17 protein-coding genes, 1 tRNA gene and 1 pseudogene are annotated in these 20576 nt (G+C 67.6%); 5 read left to right on the top strand and 14 right to left on the bottom strand.

Annotated features, from left to right (window positions below):
- Positions 1-27 precede the first annotated feature (27 nt).
- The gene (locus ACYQOP_RS09395; protein ID WP_461222202.1) at positions 28-957 is read right to left on the bottom strand and encodes a pyridoxamine 5'-phosphate oxidase family protein; all 930 of its coding nucleotides are present in this window, start codon (positions 955-957) and stop codon (positions 28-30) included.
- A gap of 41 nt (positions 958-998) precedes the next feature.
- Positions 999-1613, bottom strand: coding sequence for a glutathione S-transferase family protein (locus tag ACYQOP_RS09390; RefSeq protein WP_461222201.1), 615 nt, complete (start codon positions 1611-1613; stop codon positions 999-1001).
- 139 nt (positions 1614-1752) lie between these two features.
- Here ACYQOP_RS09390 and ACYQOP_RS09385 point away from each other — a divergent pair, with 139 nt between their 5' ends.
- Complete coding sequence (locus tag ACYQOP_RS09385) at positions 1753-2661, top strand: LysR family transcriptional regulator (RefSeq protein WP_461222199.1); 909 nt, start codon at positions 1753-1755, stop codon at positions 2659-2661.
- A 45-nt stretch (positions 2662-2706) separates the two neighbouring features.
- On the opposite strand, the gene ACYQOP_RS09380 is transcribed toward ACYQOP_RS09385, so the two are convergent.
- The 6 genes from ACYQOP_RS09380 to ACYQOP_RS09355 all read right to left on the bottom strand — a co-directional run bounded on the left by ACYQOP_RS09380 (position 2707) and on the right by ACYQOP_RS09355 (position 14153).
- Positions 2707-3528 carry an oxidoreductase gene (locus ACYQOP_RS09380; RefSeq protein ID WP_461222198.1) on the bottom strand — a complete coding sequence of 274 codons (822 nt, stop codon included), beginning with the start codon at positions 3526-3528 and terminating at the stop codon, positions 2707-2709.
- Between the two features lie 477 nt (positions 3529-4005).
- Positions 4006-5700 carry a methyl-accepting chemotaxis protein gene (locus ACYQOP_RS09375; protein ID WP_461222197.1) on the bottom strand — a complete coding sequence of 565 codons (1695 nt, stop codon included), beginning with the start codon at positions 5698-5700 and terminating at the stop codon, positions 4006-4008.
- Between the two features lie 355 nt (positions 5701-6055).
- Positions 6056-7864, bottom strand: a complete 1809-nt coding sequence (locus tag ACYQOP_RS09370; protein WP_461222196.1) for a reverse transcriptase family protein — start codon at positions 7862-7864, stop codon at positions 6056-6058.
- 316 nt (positions 7865-8180) lie between these two features.
- Positions 8181-9845, bottom strand: a complete 1665-nt coding sequence (locus tag ACYQOP_RS09365; RefSeq protein WP_461222195.1) for an SWIM zinc finger family protein — start codon at positions 9843-9845, stop codon at positions 8181-8183.
- Positions 9842-12970, bottom strand: a complete 3129-nt coding sequence (locus ACYQOP_RS09360; RefSeq protein WP_461222194.1) for a hypothetical protein — start codon at positions 12968-12970, stop codon at positions 9842-9844. The genes ACYQOP_RS09365 and ACYQOP_RS09360 overlap by 4 nt, the downstream gene beginning before the upstream one ends.
- Positions 12971-13172: 202 nt before the next feature.
- On the bottom strand, positions 13173-14153 hold the full coding sequence (locus ACYQOP_RS09355) for a hypothetical protein (protein ID WP_461222193.1): 981 nt from the start codon (positions 14151-14153) through the stop codon (positions 13173-13175).
- A 121-nt stretch (positions 14154-14274) separates the two neighbouring features.
- On the opposite strand from ACYQOP_RS09355, the gene ACYQOP_RS09350 reads away from it, so the two are divergent.
- Positions 14275-14505 carry a hypothetical protein gene (locus tag ACYQOP_RS09350; RefSeq protein WP_461222192.1) on the top strand — a complete coding sequence of 77 codons (231 nt, stop codon included), beginning with the start codon at positions 14275-14277 and terminating at the stop codon, positions 14503-14505.
- A 176-nt stretch (positions 14506-14681) separates the two neighbouring features.
- On the opposite strand, the gene ACYQOP_RS09345 is transcribed toward ACYQOP_RS09350, so the two are convergent.
- The 6 genes from ACYQOP_RS09345 to leuC all read right to left on the bottom strand — a co-directional run bounded on the left by ACYQOP_RS09345 (position 14682) and on the right by leuC (position 18293).
- Positions 14682-15221: a DUF2314 domain-containing protein gene (locus tag ACYQOP_RS09345; protein ID WP_461222191.1), complete on the bottom strand. Its 540-nt coding sequence runs from the start codon at positions 15219-15221 to the stop codon at positions 14682-14684.
- 189 nt (positions 15222-15410) lie between these two features.
- Complete coding sequence (locus tag ACYQOP_RS09340; protein WP_461222190.1) at positions 15411-15674, bottom strand: toll/interleukin-1 receptor domain-containing protein; 264 nt, start codon at positions 15672-15674, stop codon at positions 15411-15413.
- A gap of 51 nt (positions 15675-15725) precedes the next feature.
- Positions 15726-15848 (bottom strand): hypothetical protein, encoded by a 123-nt coding sequence (locus tag ACYQOP_RS09335; protein ID WP_461222189.1) that lies wholly within the window; start codon positions 15846-15848, stop codon positions 15726-15728.
- A gap of 332 nt (positions 15849-16180) precedes the next feature.
- Positions 16181-16462 (bottom strand): hypothetical protein, encoded by a 282-nt coding sequence (locus tag ACYQOP_RS09330; protein WP_461222188.1) that lies wholly within the window; start codon positions 16460-16462, stop codon positions 16181-16183.
- 226 nt (positions 16463-16688) lie between these two features.
- Positions 16689-16773, bottom strand: a tRNA-Leu gene (locus ACYQOP_RS09325).
- 104 nt (positions 16774-16877) lie between these two features.
- Complete coding sequence (leuC, locus tag ACYQOP_RS09320; protein ID WP_056421992.1) at positions 16878-18293, bottom strand: 3-isopropylmalate dehydratase large subunit; 1416 nt, start codon at positions 18291-18293, stop codon at positions 16878-16880.
- Positions 18294-18438: 145 nt separating this feature from the next.
- On the opposite strand from leuC, the pseudogene ACYQOP_RS09315 reads away from it, so the two are divergent.
- The 3 genes and pseudogenes from ACYQOP_RS09315 to ACYQOP_RS09305 form a co-directional block, all read left to right on the top strand.
- Positions 18439-18945, top strand: a pseudogene (locus ACYQOP_RS09315) (Rossmann-fold NAD(P)-binding domain-containing protein); the annotation flags it as partial.
- Complete coding sequence (locus tag ACYQOP_RS09310; RefSeq protein WP_461225259.1) at positions 18939-19544, top strand: NAD(P)-dependent oxidoreductase; 606 nt, start codon at positions 18939-18941, stop codon at positions 19542-19544. The pseudogene ACYQOP_RS09315 and the gene ACYQOP_RS09310, both read left to right, overlap by 7 nt.
- Positions 19541-20557 carry an AprI/Inh family metalloprotease inhibitor gene (locus tag ACYQOP_RS09305; RefSeq protein WP_461222187.1) on the top strand — a complete coding sequence of 339 codons (1017 nt, stop codon included), beginning with the start codon at positions 19541-19543 and terminating at the stop codon, positions 20555-20557. Before ACYQOP_RS09310 ends, ACYQOP_RS09305 begins: the two co-directional genes overlap by 4 nt.
- Positions 20558-20576 lie beyond the last annotated feature (19 nt).

The following is a 20576-nucleotide window of genomic DNA, read 5'->3' as shown; positions in this document are numbered from 1 at the left end:
GGGGCGAAGTCCATCCCGCCCAGGGGATCAGGCACGCCCGGGGGGTGAAGCGGCCTCGAACCGGAGTGGCACGGCCCCCACGCGCCGGACGAGGGTGCGTGGCGCGAAGCGCCAGAGCCGCTCGGCTCCCGGGAAACTCGCGATCTCGGGAGTATCGAGGAGCACCTCCGCCCGACCCGACATCTGCAGCAGGTCACCGCTGGTAAAGTCGATGAAGACGAGCCCGGCGCGAGGATTGGCGCGGATGTTTCCAAGTGTATTGAAGAATCGGTTGCCGGAATAATCCGGGACCGTCAGCACGTCGTTTTCGCCGATCCGCACGAAACCTTTGGGGCCGCCGCGATGCGAGACATCGACTTGGCGGTTCCCCTCCTCCCCGTCCGCATAGGTCGCGACGAAGAACGTATCGGCGCCTGCGATGAGCGCCCGGGCGCGGTCGTCGAGGCCGTGGCCGATCTCCGGGGCAGCCGCGACGGGAACAAGTAAACGCTCAGGCTGCTGCCGGACCCGGATGTATTGCGGGCAATTGCCGAAGCTTTGCTGCACCCGGACATCGAATTCGTCGCCCTCCTCGCGCCGGACGATCCCGTTCAGGCGATTGCGGCGTCGCGTCGCCAGATCGATTCCGAGAAGACCGACCGCCGATCCGTCCGCCAGGCCAGCCTCGGCGGGATCGTGGGGATCGGCGGCGCTCCGAACGCGCAGGCGGAAGGGGTCCGGCGCGTCGAGAAATCCCGGCTCGCCGGCCCGGATCGTCGCCCAGACCTCACCCTCCGGGTCCACAGCCCCCAGCACCACGAAAGGTAAGTGCCGGAAGAAGTCGCGATGCTGGTCGATCATCCGGTCGCGGATGACGCGGGGACCGATCTCGGCCATGCGCTCGGTGACGCCCGCATGATTCTGGATCGCGATCTCGCCCGAATGCCAGGGTGAGGCGGGGTGATGGTCGGATGACATGGGAATCTCCCACTGAAAGGGTTTCGTGGCAGGGTGTGGTGTCAGCCCACGCGCAGGCCGGCCGCCGTCGTCGGAAAGGGCACGAAACCGGGCAGCGCTTCGATCCGACCGAGCCAGGCACGGATCTCGGAATAAGGGCCGAGATCGACATTCCCCTCGGGGGCTGCGGCGACGTAGCTGTAGAGGGCCACATCCGCGATGGTCGGATGGTCGGCGGCGATCCAGTCGCGACCGTCGAGTTCCGCCTCGATGCGGCCGAGGATTTGATGTGCACGGGCAATCACTTCGGCCGTGTCGAAGCGAGCGCCGAAGACGGTGATCAGCCGGGCGGCGGCGGGGCCGAAGGCGATGGGTCCGGCCGCGACCGAGAGCCAGCGCTGCACCCGCGCCGCCGCGAGGGCATCCTCGGGCAGCCAATCCGTGCGCCCGAGTGTCTTGGCCACGTAGACCAGGATGGCGTTCGAATCCGGAACCACCACGTCGCCGTCGACGAGCACCGGCACCTGTCCGAACGGGTTCAGGGCGAGGAATTCCGGCGTCCTGTGCGCGCCGGCGGCGAGGTCGACCTCGACGATTTCGCAATCCGCGCCCACCAGGGACAGGAACAGACGCGCCCGGTGCGCATGCCCGGACAGGGCCATGTGGAACAGCTTCATGATGGATCTCCGCCACGGCGGGACAAGGGCGCCGGCCACGGACACATCAGAGACCCTTGCGTTGAACGCGTGAACCGGCATTCTCCGCAATCGACTATTCCGGTTTTTGGAATAATCCGCGGGTGAGGAGGAAGCCGGCATGGACCGGTGGCAGGCGATGCGGGTCTTCGTGCGGGTGGCGGAGAGCGGGGGATTCGCCGCTGCGGCGCGCCAACTCAACATGAGCCCACCCGCCGTGACCCGTGCGGTGGCCGCCCTGGAGAACCGGATCGGAGCCCGGCTGCTGACGCGGACCACGCGCTCGCTGATGCTCACCGAGGCGGGCGGACGCTATCTGGAGGATTGCCGCCGCATCCTCGCGGACATGGAAGAAGCGGAAGCACTCGCGGCCGGCGCCTACGCGACACCTTCCGGAACCTTGACGATCACCGCTCCGGTGCAGTTCGGGCGGTTATATGTCTTGCCCGCCATCACGGATTTTCTTGCGCGTTACCCGGCCGTCGGCGTGCGCGCGCTGTTCCTCGACCGCGTGGTCAACCTGATCGAGGAGGGCGCCGATGTGGGAATCCGCATCGGTCATCTGGCCGATTCCGGGCTCGTCGCGGTCCGGGTCGGCACCGTCCGCAGGGTTCTCTGCGCCGCGCCGGACTATCTCGACCGGAACGGGACACCGCAATCGATGGGGGATTTGCACCGCCACGCGACCATCGGTTTGATGGGAACGCGACTGTCCTACGAGCGCCATTCCCCGGCCGAAGGGCCGACGCGTGGCGCCACGCAATCACGGTTGATCTGCAACACGATCGACGCGGTCCTGGCGGCCGCCCTTGCGGGCCAGGGGATCGCGCCCCTGCTGTCCTATCAGGTGGCGCCATCGGTCGCCGAAGGCCGGCTCAGGCTGGTCCTCGACGATCCGGACGCGGTGCCGCTCCCGGTCCATATCGTGACCCTGGAGGGAAGGCGCGCGCCGGCCAAGGTGCGCGCCTTCATCGATCTGGCCGCGGCGAGGCTCCAGGCCGACCCGATGGTCAATCCCGATCGTGGCTGAGAGACGGGCGGACCATGTTTCCCACGTCCCCCGAAGGGCGGAGGCTCAGGAGACCGGGGGAAGGCGCATCTGCTTGCGGTAGCTCTTGTCGAACTGCTTTGCCGGCACGAAACGGCGCAGGAGGCTGGCCTGCCGCGCCATCGATCCGGCGGTGTAGCGCAGATGGGGCGCCGCCGCGGTGGCGGCTTTCACCACGACCTCGGCGACGATCTCGGGCGCGTCGGCCGTGGCCATGACCTCACGCGTGAAACGCTCCCGGCCGGCGCGATCGGAATCGTAGAGGCTCAGCGGAGCATCGGGGGAGACCAGGTTCGCGTCGAAGGCCGTGCGCGTATAGGCGGGCTCGACCAGCACGACGCGGATGCCCTGGCCGCGGACCTCGTGGTCGAGGGATTCCGAATAGCCCTCCAGCGCGTGCTTGCTGGCCGAATAGACAGCCATGTAGGGCGCCGGGACGAGCCCCAGGATGGAGCTGATGTTGACGATGCGGCCGCCCGCCTGCGCCCGCATCAGCGGCAGCACCGCCCGGGTCGTGCGGATGACGCCGAACAGGTTGACGTCGAAGAGTGCCTGCGCCTGCGCGACCGTGGATTCCTCCGCCGCGCCGCTGATGCCGAAACCGGCATTGTTGACCAGCAGATCGATCCGCCCGGTCTCGCCGTGGACCGTCTGCACCAGGGCCTCGACGGAGGCGTCGTCGGTCACGTCGCAGGCCAGCATCGTGACGTCCCCGTCCCGCCCCTGCGCGGGTCTGCGGCTCGTACCGTAGACCCGGTAGCCCGCCGCTTTCAGGGCCTTGGCCGTCGCCAAGCCGATGCCGGATGCCGCTCCGGTTACGATGGCCGTCTTGATGTCCGTTTTGCCCACGACGCTCTCCCACCATGCGCCCCCTCGGGGGACCGCTTCGGCTTATAGATTATGATCATAATCTATAATTGCAAGACGTGTCGGGGGAGCCACCCATGTTTCGGTCAGACCGCCGGCGGCGGCATGAATGCCGAAAGCGCCCGGCGGACGGCGACAGAAGGCCGGGCCGTCGGCAAAATTCCTATCTCCCACGTCGGCCAAGGAGCCAGCGCCGGATTCCCATCACGAGGGAAGCGGCGAGCACGAGACATCCGAGTGCCGGATGCCGGCGGGCACAGGCCTGGGCAGCGGCCGATGGATGTCCGTCGGCTTCGTCCGGGTACGCTTCGCCGGGGTCACTCCACCTCCACCAGGATGGATTCGGGCTGTCCCGCCGACATGGGCGCCCGCTCGCCGTGGCCATCCCGAGCGCCAGGGCGAACATGCCCAGCTTTCACGATCGACCCGTATCCCCTCATCCGGGGACCATTCGCCCGATCAGCGAGACGCGACCACGGACCGGAGGAAGGTCTCCACCGTGCTCGCGAGATCTTCATTCGCGGACACCAGTTCGGTCGCGACGCTGGCGACGTTTCCGGAGGCCACCGTCGTCAAGTTCGCAGCGCCCACCAACTCCTCCATGGCGTTGGTGACCCGCGCCGTCCCCTCCGAGGCGCCGAGCGCGCTGTCGCTGATCCCTTTCGTGGCCGCGCCCTGCTGAGAGATCGACTGTGCGATCAGGCTCATGCACGCGTTGGCCTCGTGCATCGACACCGTGATGGCTTCGATCGCGACGACGGAGTCCCGGGTCGATGTCTGGATGCCATCCACCTGCTTGGCAATTTCCTGGGTGGCGGCGGAGGTCTGTTCGGCCAATTGCTTGACCTCACTCGCCACCACAGCGAACCCCTTACCGGCATCGCCCGCGCGCGCCGCTTCGATGGTTGCATTCAACGCCAGCAGATTGGTCTGTCGGGCGATCGTTGAGATGACCTGAACCACGTCACCGATGCGGGCCGCGGCCTGGGAAAGCCCCGCAATCATCGTGTTGCTGGACAGGGCACTCTGGCTTGCGCGGCCAACCACTTCGGCGGAGTAAGAGACACGGTCGGCAACCTCGTTGATCGACAGGGCAATCCTGCTCGCCGAGTCCGCAACCGTGCTCACGCTGTCTGCCGACTCGTTGGCTGCGTCAGTCGCTTCATTGGCTTTGCTGAGGGATGCTGCCGCGATCCCGCCAAGACTTGCCGCAGTAGCCTGCATTCGGGCGGCATCCGACGTCGTCTTTTTCAGCAAGGAGCCGACATGGTTCCGGAAGTCGTCAATCAGTTCTTCGGTTTTCGATTGATGCCGAATGCGCATCTGCTCATCGGCCCGCGCCTCGGCTTCGAGGCGTTGGCGTTGCGATGCATTCTCGCGGAAAACGTTGATGGCCTGGCACATCCGCGCGAGTTCGTCCCGCCCTTTGCTGAAGGGAATCGCGACATGGATGTCGCCGCGGGCCAGATCGAGCATGGTCTTGGTCACGGCTTGAACCCTGACGATGACGAGCTTGTGGATGAGCCAGAACAGGCAGCCGAACACCAGCGTAATCATGACGGCGAGAACGGAAGCGACGGTCCTCGCCTCGCTGTCGGATTTTGCGATCGCCGATTTCAGCGGGGCATACGCATTGATGGACCCCAGAACGGTCTTCGATCCGACCGGTAAGTCATGACAGTTCGCACATCCCGGATGTGCGGAGGCCGGAAGTGGAGCCGAAATCTTGAGGAAGCCGTCTTCCTCGGTGACGATCGGTTCATTGCGACCGTCGATGAACTGCTGCAGAGCTTTTCGCTCAAAATCCGTTTCGACCGCCGTCGCGGTTCCGCCCGACGATGGTATGCCCGTGATGGCGGGATCATTCACGAGGCGGACACGCAGATTGTCGGGGCCAAAATCATGGATGACAGCGTCGTCGACGGCGCGGATCGTCGTCGTCCACGTCTCTCGGACAGCGTCCTTATCTTGTTTGGAAGAGGCCTGTTCGAACTCGGCGTTGAACTTCTTTGTCGAAACCATGAACATTTCGACGGATCGGGCGATGCCGGTCATGGCCGAAGTCATTGCGGCGTCCCGCGCCATCGGCCGTAGCGTAAACGCGCCGATGTATATCGCGAGTGTCGAGCACAGCACGACGAGCGACACAGCCATGAGTGCAAAAATCTTATTCCTCACGGGCACCCGCCTTGATCAGCAACGATTGATGCCATGCGTAATATATATAGCGGATTAACGAAATTATAACGCAGATAATGACTCAAAAAACCCCATATCTACAGTCTTGATTGGCCAGTAGTGAGTTATATTTCAATTTTCTCAGGTAAATCAGGCTGCGCGACGACGTCCGCACAACCCCGCTCGGGTTTTGGGGATACGGGTCAGAGATGTTCGGCGCCGGGATGTGTAAGAGCGGGTCTGTTTCGAGCCGTCCAGCCTCGGCAAACCATGCATCGAATATGGCTTTGTCAGATTTGAGGCCTTGCCGCACCTTTAGAGCGCCCCGTGATCACCTGCCGCGCCGGCGGCGGAGCCAACGCCGGATTGCGATCACGAGTGAAGCGGCGAGCACCAGCAATCCCAGGACCGGGTGCACGATGGCGCCGGCCTGGAACAGGACAAACACGCCGAGCACCACCATCCAGGGCTTCAGCGGCGTGTCCTCTCCGACATCGCCGCCGGGCGGCGATCCGGGATGCGGCTGGTCGGCGGCCGGCTCGGGGCGACGGCCGATGGAGGGCAGGCCGCTTCGTCCGGGAACGCTTTGGGCGGGCCGCTCGGCCTCGAGCAGGATGGGATCGGGCTGCGGCGGCGGGCGTTCGGCCGGGCTCCACCAGCCCTCGCGCGGCGGCACGCCCCGCGCGGATTGCGCGCGGAAGGGGGTGATCCGGGGCTGGGCCGATTGCTGCGGCGCCCCGTGTTTCTCGGCGAGCCGCCGCGCCTGCGCGACCAGGGGAGCACCGGCTTCGGGCGTGACCATCCGGACGAAGCGGGCAAAGCCCAAAGCCGCCGCGAGCACCGCCTGCCCCTCGCTCCGGCCCCAGCGGCGGCCGGCGGGTCCGTGCCCCTCGATGCCGTGCAACAGGGCGCGGAACCGCCGTAGGGTCTCGCGCGGCACCGCGACCCGCTCGTTCACCGTGAGCCCGGTGACCTCCTGATGCCGCCCCCGCCGCATCACGCGCGTCTTGTCGGGATGGATTGTGAAGCCTTCCCCGGCGACGATCTCGTGCACGTATTTCAGGAGCGCGCCGACCTTGCCCGCGGCCTCGCCCGAAGCGGAGAAGGTCATGTCGTCGGCGTAGCGCGTGTAGGCGAAGCCGAGCGACGCGGCGAGGCCGGTGAGGCGCGCGTCGAGGCGGGTGCAGACGAGGTTGGTGAGCGCCGGGCTCGTGGGCGCCCCCTGGGGCAGGCGGCGGGGGCCGCGTGCGGCGTAGAAGCGCTGCCCGTCGATCTCGACCTCGTCGACATCCGGCTCGGTGCAGAGCAGGGCGAGCACCGTAGCCACCGGCTCGGCATAGCCGAGGCCCCGGAACTTGCCCTTGATCCGGCGGTAATCCAGCGTCGGGAAGAAGTCCTTGAGATCGAGATTGACCACCACGTCCCGCCCCACATGCAGGGCGGCGTTCGTCAGGATCGAGCGGCCCGGAACGAAGCCGTGGGCCGCGTCGTGGATGCCCGCATGAGCCAGCACGGCATCGAGAATCCAGTATTGCGCCCGCTTGAGCCGGGGCATCGGCGCCGAGATGGCACGCAGCCCACCGGTCTTCTTCGGGATGGTGAAACGCTGGTAATGGCTCACCGTGGCGAGCGCCCTGTCATAGGCGAGGAAGCGCAACTCGCCGAGGCCGATCCCCATGGCCTCGGCCACCGCGACGGGGCTCGCCAGGTCCGGCAAGCCGTCGGCTCGCGACGCTCCGGCGTCTCCCCCCGAGAGACCCGCCGAGACGCCCTCGCCGAGATAGAGGATCTCCCGGTTCCGGCGCCCGTGCCAGGCGAGCGCGCGTTCGTGCCGTCCGCGCGCGCCGTTGAGCTTGGTTTCGCGCCGCCGTTCCAGAGCCGCCTTCTTGCGGCGCTTGTGCATCGCCTTGAGGGCGGCGTCCGGATTCTTCCAGAGCGCCGCGTTGCGATGCAGGTCCGTCAGTTCGCGGGTGAGCTCGCCCCTTCGGCGGATGACGTCCTCGGGGAGGTTCGGCTGATCCGTCCCGGCCGGCCAGTAACCGAGCCGGATCATCTCTTCGAGGACGACCTCGTCCTTCGAGCTCTCGCGGATGCGGTCGTAGAGCTGTTGCCGGGTGAGCGAGCCGGGCTGGACGCTCATGGGCGGCTCGCCCGCACGGGAGGACGAGTGAGGGACGCCGGGCGGAAAGCCTTCGTCAAGTCTCGGGACTGGTCCGGTCCACTCGATGCCGGCACGACCCCTACCGCGCGTTTGGGTTCAAGGAACCCAAACAGAAAGCGCGCGGTAGGGGTCTGTGCCGGCCCAGTGAAGAGCGGGCCAGTGACGCTTTGCCAGGCAGGGTGCAGAGACGGCGAAACGCCGCCCAGAATGCAAGGTCCGCTCCACCCGACGTCCCTCAGGGGAAGAAGCTTAAAGCATGCCGGGGAGGGCATCAATCGGTTCCCGACGCGGTTCCTCACGCCTGACTCCTCATCGGCTTGCCCTCGACCTGCGCGTGGACGATGCGGCGCAGGGCCAGCATGTGCTCGCAGGGGCCGCGCATCAGTTTGTTGCGGATGTAGAAGCCGCAGGTGCAGTGGCCTCCGACCATGCGGTCATCCGCGTCGATCTCGACGGCGGTCGCCATGGCCCGGCCGTCGTCCAACACGGAGCCGGTGAGGCTGCGCCGGCCCTCGGCGCGGGTGATGGGGCCGAGGGTCACCAGCCCGGCGGCGACGAAACGGTCGGCCTTGGCTTCCTGCTCCGAGGCGAAGCGCAGGGCGCCCGCATCGAGGGGCTCGCGGGTGAGTTCGCGCAGGCGAAACACCCGCTTGTCGAGGTCGAACATGACGCGGCCGGCCTGGACGTAGCCGCCGAGCGCGGCCTCCACCGTCGCCCGGTCGAGGCCGGTCTCGGCGGCGAGGGTCCCGGCATCGGCGAAGAGATGGCGGCCGAGCGCCGCGAAGACCCGCGCGGCGGTGCCCGCATCGACATCCGTGCGGGGGGCCAGGAGGTCGAACTGGCCGGCGCGGGACCAGTCGTTGGCGGTCCAGCCGGACAATCCGAGGGTGAAGCGCAGGCCGCCGTAATCGACCACCGCGAAGGAGGGCAGACCGGAGCCGAGGAGATGGAGGCGCACCGATCTGGCGAGCGGCAGGGCGCGGGCGAGGATCGCCAGCCGCCGCCGGCCCCAGAGCCGGATCTCGGCGCTCGCCGGCCCCCGATAGATCGAGCGCCGGAAGGTCAGGCGCTCGTTCCAGGGTTCGATCAGCACGCTCACCGGCCGGTCCGGTTCGAGCAGGAAGCGCAGGGAGCGCGGGCCGTGCCGCTCCCGGCGGGCGGCGAGCCGGGTGAGGATCGCGTGCAGGTCGACAGGGTGGAGATCGACCACGCAGGCGGGCTGCGTCATGGCGCTCGAGACCTGCAGGAAGCCCCGCATCCAGGAATCGGGCAGGTCGATCTTGTCCTCGCGATACTCCTCCGCCCCGGTGGTCTGCACCGAGAAGCCGGTGGGGTCGATGGCGAGTTCGGTGTCCCGGTCGCTGCGGATCTTCTGGAACTCGTCGTACAGAGCGTGGCTGTAATCGATGTTGGTGGTGCCGAAGGCCATCTCGCCCATGCGCTCGAACACGTCATGGTCGCAGGAGAGGCGCCCGTAGGTGGATTCGTCGAGGCTGAAACACTCGAAGAAGATCTCGTCCGGATGCACGGTGATGACCGGGTCGAGGACGATCCAGGCGTCGAGATCCTCCTTGTAAAGCCGGTCGAAATAAAGCTGCCGGGCCTTGTAGAACGGCCGCATCACCGTCTGGGACGCGGCATCGATGTCCCTGAGTTCGCGGCGCAGGGACTCGATCTCGGCCTCCAGCTCGTCCTTGCCGGCCAGCGCTTCGGCGAGAAGCTGCTGCTCGTTGGCCTGCAGCCAGGCGAAATAGGCGCTGCGGTCCTTCGGCTTGAAGCGCAGGTCCGACACCACGACGTGGTGCAGGGCCGAGATCGCCTCCCGGAACGGCAGGTGGCGGGCGACCCGGCCGTTGAAGAAGGTCGGCGCGCGCAAGGTATCGGGCGCGAAGCCGAGCCGCGTCGTTCCCCCTTCCGTGACGGCGCGGCTCTCGCCGAGGTAGCGATGGACGACGTTCATCGGGCACCCTCCGACAGGGATCCGGGGGCGGGCCGTGCCACGGAGGGGCGCCGGACGAGGGGCGTATCGAGATCCGGATAGGCGTTGGCGATGTCGCGAAGCGCCAGGATCGCGGCGTTCCGGTCGCGCGCCGTGACGCTCAGTGACAGGTCGGCGAAGAGGGCCAGCAAACCTTGCGCCCGCTCGCGGCTGCGCAGGGCCTCCCCCTTCAGGAAGGCGGCCATCCTGTCCTTGGCGGTCCGCCCCGTCAGCACCTGCAGCATGACGATGCGGGCGAGCGGCACGAGACGCGCGAAGGCCTCCTCGCTTTCCACCGCCTGCGCCGTCAGGAGCTCCGTCACCAGGAGGTGCATCGAGGGCGAGGGATGTTCGAGGAGGCGCAGGATCTGGGCATCCGCCTCCCCCGGCCGCAGCCGGCTGCGCAGGAGCCGGCGGGCGAAGGCCAGGACCTCCGGCTTGACGCTGTCGGTGACGACAGCGAGGGCGTCCGGCGTCCAGGCCTCCTCCGCCCAGGTCGCGAAATGGCTCTCCGCGAAGGCGAAGGTCTCCGGCCAGTCGCTCTCGACGAGGAGGACGGCCTCGGCCGCCTCGTCCTGGAAGCGGGAAGGCTCGGCGAGATAAGCGGCCATCGCCCATTGCCGCACGGCGAGATGCGAATGGCCTCCGAGCCGCGCGATCTGGCGCACGCTGAAGAGGCCCGGCGCCCGCTCGGCCAGCACGATCGCCCCGAGGCGCTGCGCGCCCTTGGCCTGCGCCTGCAGGAGGCGCCACAGGGTGCCGGAATCCAGGGCGGCGAGTTCCCCCGGCATGGCCTCGCCCAGGAGCGCGACGATGTCGGCGACGAACCGGTCGTCCGGCGCGGTGCGGAACAGGCTCGCGATGAGGGCTTGCGCCAGCGGGCCGGCGCTGGCCGGATCGGCATCGACCAGGCGCCTCACCAGGGGCCGCGCCGCCTTTCGCAGGACGGGCGAAGGACCGGAGGCGAAGGCGAGGATGGGGTCGGCGTGCCGGCCGAGCCGGGCGTCGTCGAGGCGCGACAGGAGGCCGATGGCGGCGTCCCGCACGTCCAGGGAGTCCGAGCCGATCAGGGCGTACCATTGCTCGGCGGGCAGGCCATCGGCATCGGTGCCGGACAAGGCCAGCAGCGCGACGCCCGCAGCCATCATCTCCAGGGCCGGATGCGCCATCAGCGCGGCGATGTCCTGCCCGGGCACCGGCATGTCGTGGTTCGGCCAGAGCAGCGGCAGGCCGGCGCGCATGGCCCGGACCGATGCCGCCGCCTCCGCGTCGAGGACCGGCGGCATCGCCCGCAGCCACGCCACCAGCCGCTCGGCCAAAGGCCCGGCGACGCCGGCCGGAAGCCCGCGCTCGCGGGCGAGGGGGAGGAGCGCCGCCTCGACCTCCGGCGCGGCACTCGTGAGCAGCGCGAGGGCCAGCGCCACGGTCGACCAGGGCAAATCCGCCTCGGCCTCGATCCGCCGCAGGGCGAGCATCCGCGCCTCCGGAAACCGGGCCTGGACGAGGACGGCGAGGAGTTCGGGATCGGCCCCGCCCCGGGCGAGCCGCTCCCGCGCGATTTCCAGGCCGAGGGCGGCGACGGCGGGCAGAGTCGCGCCGAGCAGGCGGCCGATCGCGGCGGCATCGAGGGCGGCGCAGGCGGCGGTGTCGGCCCTCAGGACGCGCAGCCCCAGCATCGCCACGGGGTCGATCCGCCCCTCCGTGGCGAGACGGAGCGCGAGGTCGGGCCGGGCGCTCCAGAGGTCGCGGAAGGCCTCGTCCCGCGAGTCGAGGTCGGTGTCGGCATCGAGGAAGAACGTGGCCGAGCCCGAGCGCGGCCGTGCCTGCGGGGCATGGCGGAACAGGAGATGGCTCGCCGCCCAGTGGGTCGCGAGGGGGCCGCGCAGGCGGGGCTCGCGGCCCCAGGCGCCGTTCGCCTGACGCCGCCACAGGGTCGAGACTGTGCGCGGACCCAGATCCTCCGGCCGTACTCTCAGCAGCAGCCCGGCGGCCATCTCGGCGAAGGCCGGATCGCCGACCTCGCCGCGCTTGCGCAGGGCCCGCCAGATCCGGCGCTTGAGGTAGAGGGAGGTGGCCGAGGACAGGCCGATCCGCGCGTCCGGACCGCCCCGTTCATCGCGCACCACGAATTGCCGCCGCAACTCGGCCGAGTAGACCATGGGGTCGCCGGATTTGTACATCGCCTTCGCGGTTTCGAGCCGCAGCGCGGTGGCGCCGAAGAGGCCGGCATCGTCGGCCATCTCGGCATGTTTGAAGAGGCGGCGCAGGCCGATGAGGTAGGGAGGCCGGGGGGCCAAGCGCGGGAGCGCGGCGCAGAGGCCCGCATGCAGCACGGCATCGTCCTGCGCGCAGCGGCCGAGCGCCACCAGCGCCGGCCCGACGGCGAGGGGCTTGGCCCTGGCGAGGGCAGTCAGCGCGGCGACGAGGCCGTCCGCGTCGCCGGCGCGGGCCGGCCGGGCGACCGCCTCCGGCAGGTCCGCCTCCTCGCCCGAGGGGCGTCGTTGCGCGCCCATCAGCGGCGAGACCAGGGCGAAGCGGGCGAGGTCGCGGATCACGACGCTGCCGGTCTCGGCCGCCACGGCCTCGAGGATCGGTGCGGCCTTGCCGCCCACGGCGCGGGCCAGCGCCCAGACCAGGGCGTAGCTCGCCCCCGCCGGCCCGACGTCCCGCACCAGGGCGACGAGGTCCGGCTCCGCTTGCGCGATGCGGAGCTGGCCGATGCGCCAGAGCAGGCGCTCGCGATCCTTCTCCGGCCAGAGCCCGCGACGGCAGGAGGCCAGCCGCGCGAGAAGGATGCCGTCGCGGCCCTCGGCCGGGGCCCCGGCCGTGCCTGTCACGGATGATGCTACGGGCTGGTCGCTCCGACGGTAGCCGCCGTTGATCTTCGCGACGACGACACTGTCGAACACTTTCGCGGCGGCATCGGCCGCGATCGGCTGCGCCGTCTTCGATCCCTCACGCAGGACCGCGCCGCGTCGTCCGTAGCGGATATTGACGAGGAACCGCTCCGGTGCTGCGACCGCGTCGTTCTCCACGAGGTCCACCTCGTAGACCTTGTCGGAGGCTCCCTCCTTCAGGTGGAGGCGCGCCGCGCGGACGACCCTCATGCAGCGGACCCGGAGAGGGCGACACTGCGATCCTTGGGTCTCTGCATCATGGCTCCTCGCGAGACGGGGAAGAGGCGGCGACCGGCCCGGTGACGTGCGGCGTTCCGGTCGCAGGGATGTCTAGCCGCCCCGCGATCGCGGGGGCAACCCTAAGAGGCCGGGGCGGACCGTGATGGGCGCGTACCCCATCCGCCCCGCCTGCTCAGCGCGGGACCACCGAGGCGGCGACACGCTCGGCCCGCGCGAGGGCGTCCGGCTGGTCCGCGCCGGCGAGACCGATGACGCGCAGGTAGCTCTTACCCTCGAAGCGGATCGTCTGGGTCACCCCGACCTTACGGCCGGACCGGACGTCCTTGCCGGTGGCCCGCAGGCGGACGAGGACCGCGCCGCCCTCGGTGGTGCGGCTCTCGTCGGTGACCGCGATGTCCTTCACCTCGCGGATGGTGCCCAGCGCCTTGCGGGCGAAGGCGCTCTGCTGGCCGGTCGCGACCGGAGCCTTCCCCAGGGAGGGCGCCACGATGACGAGCGGCTGGGTGCCTTCGGGATCGACGTCCTTGGGGCCATCGGTGAGCAGGAGGGTGTTTCCCATCAGCGTCCGTACCGGGCGGAACCCGGCCAGGTCCCCCACCGAATAGGGCATGGCCGCGATCTGATCCGCCACGCTGCCGGGGGAGCGGAAGGCGATCGTGCCCAGCGCCGCCTCCACCGCCTGGTTCGGCACCTGCCCACGGGCCGCTTCCGGAACCTGCACGGTGACGAGGCCGGTGCCATCCCCGCCCCGCACCACCGCGACCCACTTGGTATAGGCGATCCCCCTGGCCGACTGGCTGCCACGCAGGACCCGCCCCTCGCCGCCGGCGACGGACAGCGGCTCGGCCGCTCCCACGGCGGCAAAGCCCGTCGAACGCAGGGAATCGGGGGTGAATTTTTCGGCGAGCTGCCCATACGCCTCGGCCGGCATCGCGACGATGACGATGGAGGCGCCGGACGGATGCTCGAAGCCGGCGAAGCTCTTAGCCAACGTCATCCCGGCGGGCGGCACCAGACCGATCCCGCCGGCAGGCGGAAAGACCGCCTCGGCGGCACGGGCCGGCATGAGCGGGGCCGAGACGAGCAAGGACACGACAAGGCCCAGGAGGGCCAGCAGCCGGCCGGTGGCGCGGCGGAAACGGGGAAGAACCATTCTGGAAGCGTCTCTCGAGAGTGGGACATCGGCGTCGGCGGAGCTTGCCCCGACGCCAGCTCGCAATTCCCGAGAGCTTGGCCGGCGGAGGCTCGGAGCGTCAAGCCACCGGGATCCGTGTGTGAACCGTCCACCCTGCTCCGCGTCGCCGCTGACACCGCACAACGCCCGCCCGCGCTTCGTTGGCATCGCGCGCTATGTCACCTGTGGAGCTCTCAGCCTCAGTGCCATGGTCACCATGTTGGGTGATAGCAAGTATGTCATCCAGGGCATCACCGGAGGGCTTCCTGGCTGGAAGGCCAAGGGCTGGAAGGCAGCCGGCGGGAAGTCGGTGGCGAACAAGGAACTATAGCAGACGCTAGAGATGGCCGCATCGCAACATCAGAGCGTGAGGTGGGTGTGAGGAAGGGTCACGCCGGACAACGACTGAACGAGCGCGTGGACGAGGTCGCGAGCGAGGAGGCCCAGCAATCTAGCGCTCACACCAACGAATACGCGAGCGCCGCAAAATTATAATTATAATAAACCTTAAGTCTTATTAATTTTTTTCGACCGACTAGATTTAACTTTGCCTTTCTTGTTATCGTTTTTTCTATCTACGCCCCTCGACTGCTCCTCAATCATAGTTTCTTTTTCATCTAGATCGATAATATCAATGATATGCTCAGGCAGAAATACAATTTCTGCACCTGGCTGCAGATAGTGATCGCCCTCGAATGAGACGGGAGTATTGTTCAGAGCGCCAATTATATATGGACCATCGGAGTGGGAAACCTCAACCCACATACGCTCACCAAAGAACATCTCTTGATTATCGTTTTCTTCGTCTAATAGTGCGATTTCAAAAACTAGCTTGACCAGATATCCTTTGATCACATTTCTGCGTTCTTGCTCAGTGGGTATCTTGAATGTTTTGGGATAGAGTTCACTCTTGGCTACCCCGCTCTCTAAGTACCAGCCATCGAGCTCCGCAGTAGCAAGCCGGAATGGCTTCTCGTGACTAGGTTCTGATTGCTCAAGAATAAAGGTCGGCCTGCTCCCTAAAGTCGGCGGCGAGTAGCGTGGCACATCGTAGATCGTTCGGAGCAACTCCTCGAAGCTTTCATCCAAATTAGAAATTGATCTAACGTCCAAGGCCCTTACGCCTTGAAAATGGGACGGAATTGCGCAGTCGTTTCCTGCTTCGAATTCACCAGAGCGAATAAGAGGGATGAATTTTCGTCGGGGGATTCCAGCAGCAAGCTCTCCAGAAATAATCTATTGCTCGTAACCTACACCGCCCCTTCTCGCTTGTGATCTCGATCGATAATTAGGAGTGCAAATCACGAGCGCGAAGTCACATTCGGAAAGCTTTCTTTCCATAAATTCCGTCAGACTATCTCCAAGCTTAACATGCCATTGATCCAAGAAAACTTGGACGCCATTGATCACAAGACGCTCAGATAACTCTCTCACCCATGTTTTATGATCATCATCATCCCAAGAGTATGAGATAAAAGCGGAAGGAGTGAGACGTGCCATTCGTTCGTTAAAACCAAGCGCTGCGGGGCATCATTCTAGCTATTCGCAGAGCTACCCGCCAAGCACTACAGAAGCCTTTCCCCTGTTCGCGCTAACTCGAAAATGCGTCAGGGGTAGTTCGATGGCGATGCGCTCCAGCGCCTCCGTCATCGTGATCGTGATCGTGATCGTCATTAGGGGCACCGTACCATACGCCTTCGCCGCGCTGTTAGGAGCGTGCCCCACGATTGCATCCGCAACGCTGTCGTTGATCCTTGCAGACCGAGCGAGGGTCGTGAAGCGGTGCCGCCAAGCATGGGACGGGTCTCTTCGGTGCGCTCGGCCAACCTCTAACCCAAGCCCCAGCACAAGGCTGGCCTGTCGTAGAGCTGCCGGAATGTGCTCATTAAGCCTACGGCAGCTGTGTTGGTCGATGATGAGACCACGGCGACCGAGCATCCCAGCAGAGAAGCCCCCTGCCCGCTCCTTGATGCTCCTGGCACGGCGCTCAACGTCTGACAGGATCATCAGTGCGGCACGTCCGAACTGCCCACCTTCGCCTTCAGGTTTCCTACTTCAGCCCGGAGCCACCGCTCCGCTGTGCCCGGATCATCCTCCAGGGTGTCAGCAAGGGCGCAGTAGACTTCGCCTGCAAGCGCCAGAGCCTCTTTAAGAATCAGCCCTTTGGGGCCTTCGCGCACGGAGCGCCATACGGCCTCCAGGTACGCCACTGCTACTACTTGCCGAACCTTGGCTTCCTGCGGTTCGCGAGTGCGCAGCGAGACGCTAACGTACTTCGCTGAGATCACCTTTGTGACGAACGAGTACCGATAGGGATAGCCAACGTCAGGCTACGCTCTCTATCGAGCACGTCAGCTGGGATACGCTGGATAAGTTGGTGGGTCGTGCTGACTTGCGCCTCATCGGGCGTGGCATCCGAAGGGGCATGTTGAACGCATCTGTTGAACAGTCAGATGCGGAGAAAACCCTTCAAGATGAAATGCTTTTTTGCGGATCAGCGGCTTAGCCAACTGATGGTGCCCAGGAAAGGACTCGAACCTTCACCTCTTGCAAGACTGGTACCTGAAACCAGCGCGTCTACCAATTCCGCCACCTGGGCCGGTCGGCAGATGTTTGCCGACGCGGAGGTTCGTTTAGGCGGACGGGCCGGCCGCGTCAATCGCGATTCCGGCCCGTTTCGCGGATTCCGCCTAAGCTGGGCGCTCAGGCCTCGCCGCGCCACTCGCGGATGTCGACGAAGCGGCCGGCCACGGCGGCGGCGGCGGCCATGGCGGGGGAGACGAGGTGGGTGCGCCCGCGATGGCCCTGGCGGCCCTCGAAGTTGCGGTTCGAGGTGGAGGCGCAGCGCTCGTTGGGGCTGAGGCGGTCGGCATTCATGCCGAGGCACATGGAGCAGCCCGGCTCGCGCCAATCGAACCCGGCCTCCTTGAGGATGAGGTCGATGCCTTCCGCTTCCGCCTGGGCCTTCACCACGCCGGAGCCCGGCACCACCATGGCCGAGACCGACGGATGGACCTTGCGGCCCTCCACCATCTTGGCCACGGCGCGCAGGTCCTCGATGCGGCCATTGGTGCAGGAGCCGATGAAGACCCGGTCGAGGGTGATGTCGGTGATCTTGGTGCCCGGCGTGAGGCCCATATAGTCGAGGGCCTTGGCCTTCGATTGGCGCTTGTTCTCGTCGGCGATGGCGGCCGGGTCGGGCACGAGACCGGAGATCGAGACCACGTCCTCGGGGCTGGTGCCCCAGCTCACCAGGGGCGGCAGGCTCGCCGCGTCGAGACGGACCTCGCGGTCGAAGAAGGCGCCCTCGTCGGTGGCGAGGCTGTCCCAATAGGCGCGGGCCCGCTCGAACGCCTCGCCCTTGGGGGCCTTGGGGCGATCCTTGACGTAGGCGTAGGTGATGGCGTCCGGCGCCACCAGGCCGGCGCGGGCGCCGCCCTCGATCGACATGTTGCAGATCGTCATGCGCCCCTCCATCGAGAGGGCGCGGATCGCCTCGCCGGCATATTCGATGACGTAGCCGGTGCCGCCGGCGGTGCCGATCTCGCCGATGATGGCGAGGATGATGTCCTTGGCGGTGACGCCCGGCGGCAAGGTGCCGTCCACGGTGACGCGCATGTTCTTGGCCTTGCGCTGCAGCAGCGTCTGGGTGGCGAGCACGTGCTCCACCTCCGAGGTGCCGATGCCGTGCGCCAGCGCGCCGAACGCGCCGTGGGTCGAGGTGTGGCTGTCGCCGCAGACGATGGTCTGGCCCGGCAGGGTGAAGCCCTGTTCGGGGCCGATGACGTGGACGATGCCCTGGCGGCGGTCGAGGGCATCGTAGAACTCGATGCCGAAGTCGCGCACGTTCTCGGCCAGCGTCTCCAGCTGGAGGCGGCTCTCCGGATCCTCGATGCCGAAGCGGCGGTCCGAGGTCTGGACGTTGTGGTCCACCACGGCCAGGGTCTTCTCCGGGTGGCGCACGCGCCGTCCGGCCACGCGCAGCCCCTCGAAGGCCTGTGGGCTCGTCACCTCATGGACGAGGTGGCGGTCGATGTAGAGGAGGCTGGTGCCGTCCGGCTCGACATCGACCACGTGGTCGTCCCAGATCTTGTCGTAGAGGGTGCGCGGGGCAGTCATGGCGTGGCTGTTTCGGTTTTCGTCGTTGATCGGATCGCGGGCGGATATGTGAGTCTCGCCCTCTTTAGTAATGTTCGAAAGGCCCGCTTGGAAGTAGGCCGGCGCACACGGCGCATCGCGGTCATGACTGCCGCCCGCGCGCCGCATGGCGACCTTGGCAGATGCGGACCCGCCGCGACGGCTGGACCCTGCCCGGACGGCGGATTACAGCCGTATCGTTTCATGGCCACGCCTCTCTTGGCCACTTCCGGGGACGGATGACGAGCGCGACATGCAGCCTGCCGACCTGTTGCTCCTGAAGCCGATGCAGCCCAGCGTGATGGAGGCGCTGGCTGGCGCCTTCACCCTCCACCGCGCCGACACCGCGCCCGATCCCGACGCGTTCTATCGCGAGATCGGACCGCGCATCCGCGCCATGGCGACCGGGGCGCAGGCCCCCGTCGACCGCGCCCTCATCGAGAAACTGCCCCATCTCGAGATCGTGGCGAGTTTCGGCGTCGGCTACGATACGATCGATGTCGGCGCCGCGGCGGAGCGGGGAATCGTCGTCACGAACACGCCGGACGTGCTCTCCGACGAGGTGGCCGACCTCGCCCTCGGGCTGCTCCTGGCGACCGTGCGAGAAATCCCGCAGGCGGACGCCACCTGCGGGCCGGGCACTGGCCGACACGGACCTACCCCCTCACCGCGACCCTGCGCGGCCGGCATGTGGGCATCCTCGGCCTCGGCCGGATCGGGCGGGCCATCGCGCGCCGCCTCGAAGGGTTCGGCGTGGCCCTCTCCTATCACGGCCGCCGCCGGCAGGACGACGTGGCCTATGCCTTCCACCCGACCCTGCTGGAGATGGCGCGGGCCGTGGACGTCCTGATGATCGTGGCGCCCGGCGGCCCGGAGACGAACGGGATCGTCAATGCCGAGATCCTGGAGGCGCTCGGCCCCGACGGGATCGTCGTCAACGTCGCCCGCGGCAGCCTCATCGACGAGCCGGCGCTGATCGAAGCCCTGCGATCGGGCGCGATCCACGGCGCGGGGCTCGATGTCTTCGCCGCCGAGCCCGAGGTGCCGGAGGCCTTCCTCGGCCTGGAACGCGTCGTCCTGCTGCCGCATGTGGGCTCCGGCTCCGTCCAGACCCGGGAGGTCATGGGCCGGCTCGTGGTCGACAACCTGCTCTCCTGGTTCTCCGGCAAGGGACCACTGACGCCGGTGCCGGAAACGCCGACGAACACGCCCAGCACCGGAGCGGCCCGATGATCCGTCTCGCACGCTCCCTCGCCGGTCTCTTGACGGCAGCGGCCCTGGCCGGTCCGGCGCAGGCCCAGACTATGACCCAGAATGGGGGCCAGGGGATGGCTCAGGGCGCTCCCCAGGCGCCCTCGACACCGACCGCGCCCTCGACACCGACCGCGCCCCCGGCCGCGACGCCCGCCCCGACACCGGCGGAGCCCCCCGCCGCCCCAGGCCTCTCGGAGACGCCCGCTGCGGTGAGCCCACCCTCCGGCTTCGTGGAGACCCTGCCGCCGACCATCGAAGGCGTTCCCGGCACCTGGGACCTGTCGCGGGACGGCAGCACGCGGCGCTGCGTCATGACCCTCGCGTCGCAGAGCTTCGAGAGCGGGCGGCGCCTGTCGTTTCCCGCCGGGTGCCGCCGTGCCCTGCCGATCCTGAACGAGGTCGCCGCCTGGCTGTTCGTGGACGGCGTCGTCCGCCTCGTGGACAAGAACGTCCGGCCGGTCCTGATCTTCAAGGCGCGGGACGACCGGCGCAGCCTCATGGCCAAGACCGAGGGGGGCGAGGTCTACAGCCTCGTTCCTCTCCAGATCGTGGCGATGGCGCCCCCTCTCGCGCCGGCGCCGGATGGCGGCTCCGGGTACAAGCTCGAGCGGGACGATCCGACTGCGGCAGGCGGCCAGAATACCGGGGCGCAGACGAGCGCTGCGACGCCTGCCGGCCCGCGGCCGACGGCCGGCATCTACGCCCTCGACCGCTACCGCGAGCAGGACGTCTGCCGCCTCGAACTGAAACCCGCGGAGGGAGGCGGGACCGCCACGGTCCGCCTGCTCGAGGGCTGCCGTGACAGCGGGCTGACGACCTTCGATCCGGCCGCGTGGCTGGCGGCTCCCGGCCGGCTCACCCTGGTGGCACGGCGCGGCCATGTGGTGGGGCTGGTGCCGGCGGGGGAGAACCATTGGCGGCGCGAACCCGAGGTCGGCACCACCTTCATCCTGCGCCGGATCGAGAGCGCCCCTCCGAGCGGTTCCCCCTGACGACCACGCCTGATAGACC

The sequence above is a fragment of the Methylobacterium sp. CM6247 genome (assembly GCF_054817925.1).
Note: the sequence above shows the minus strand (reverse complement) of the source record. Positions and strands in the feature narration are given on the sequence as shown.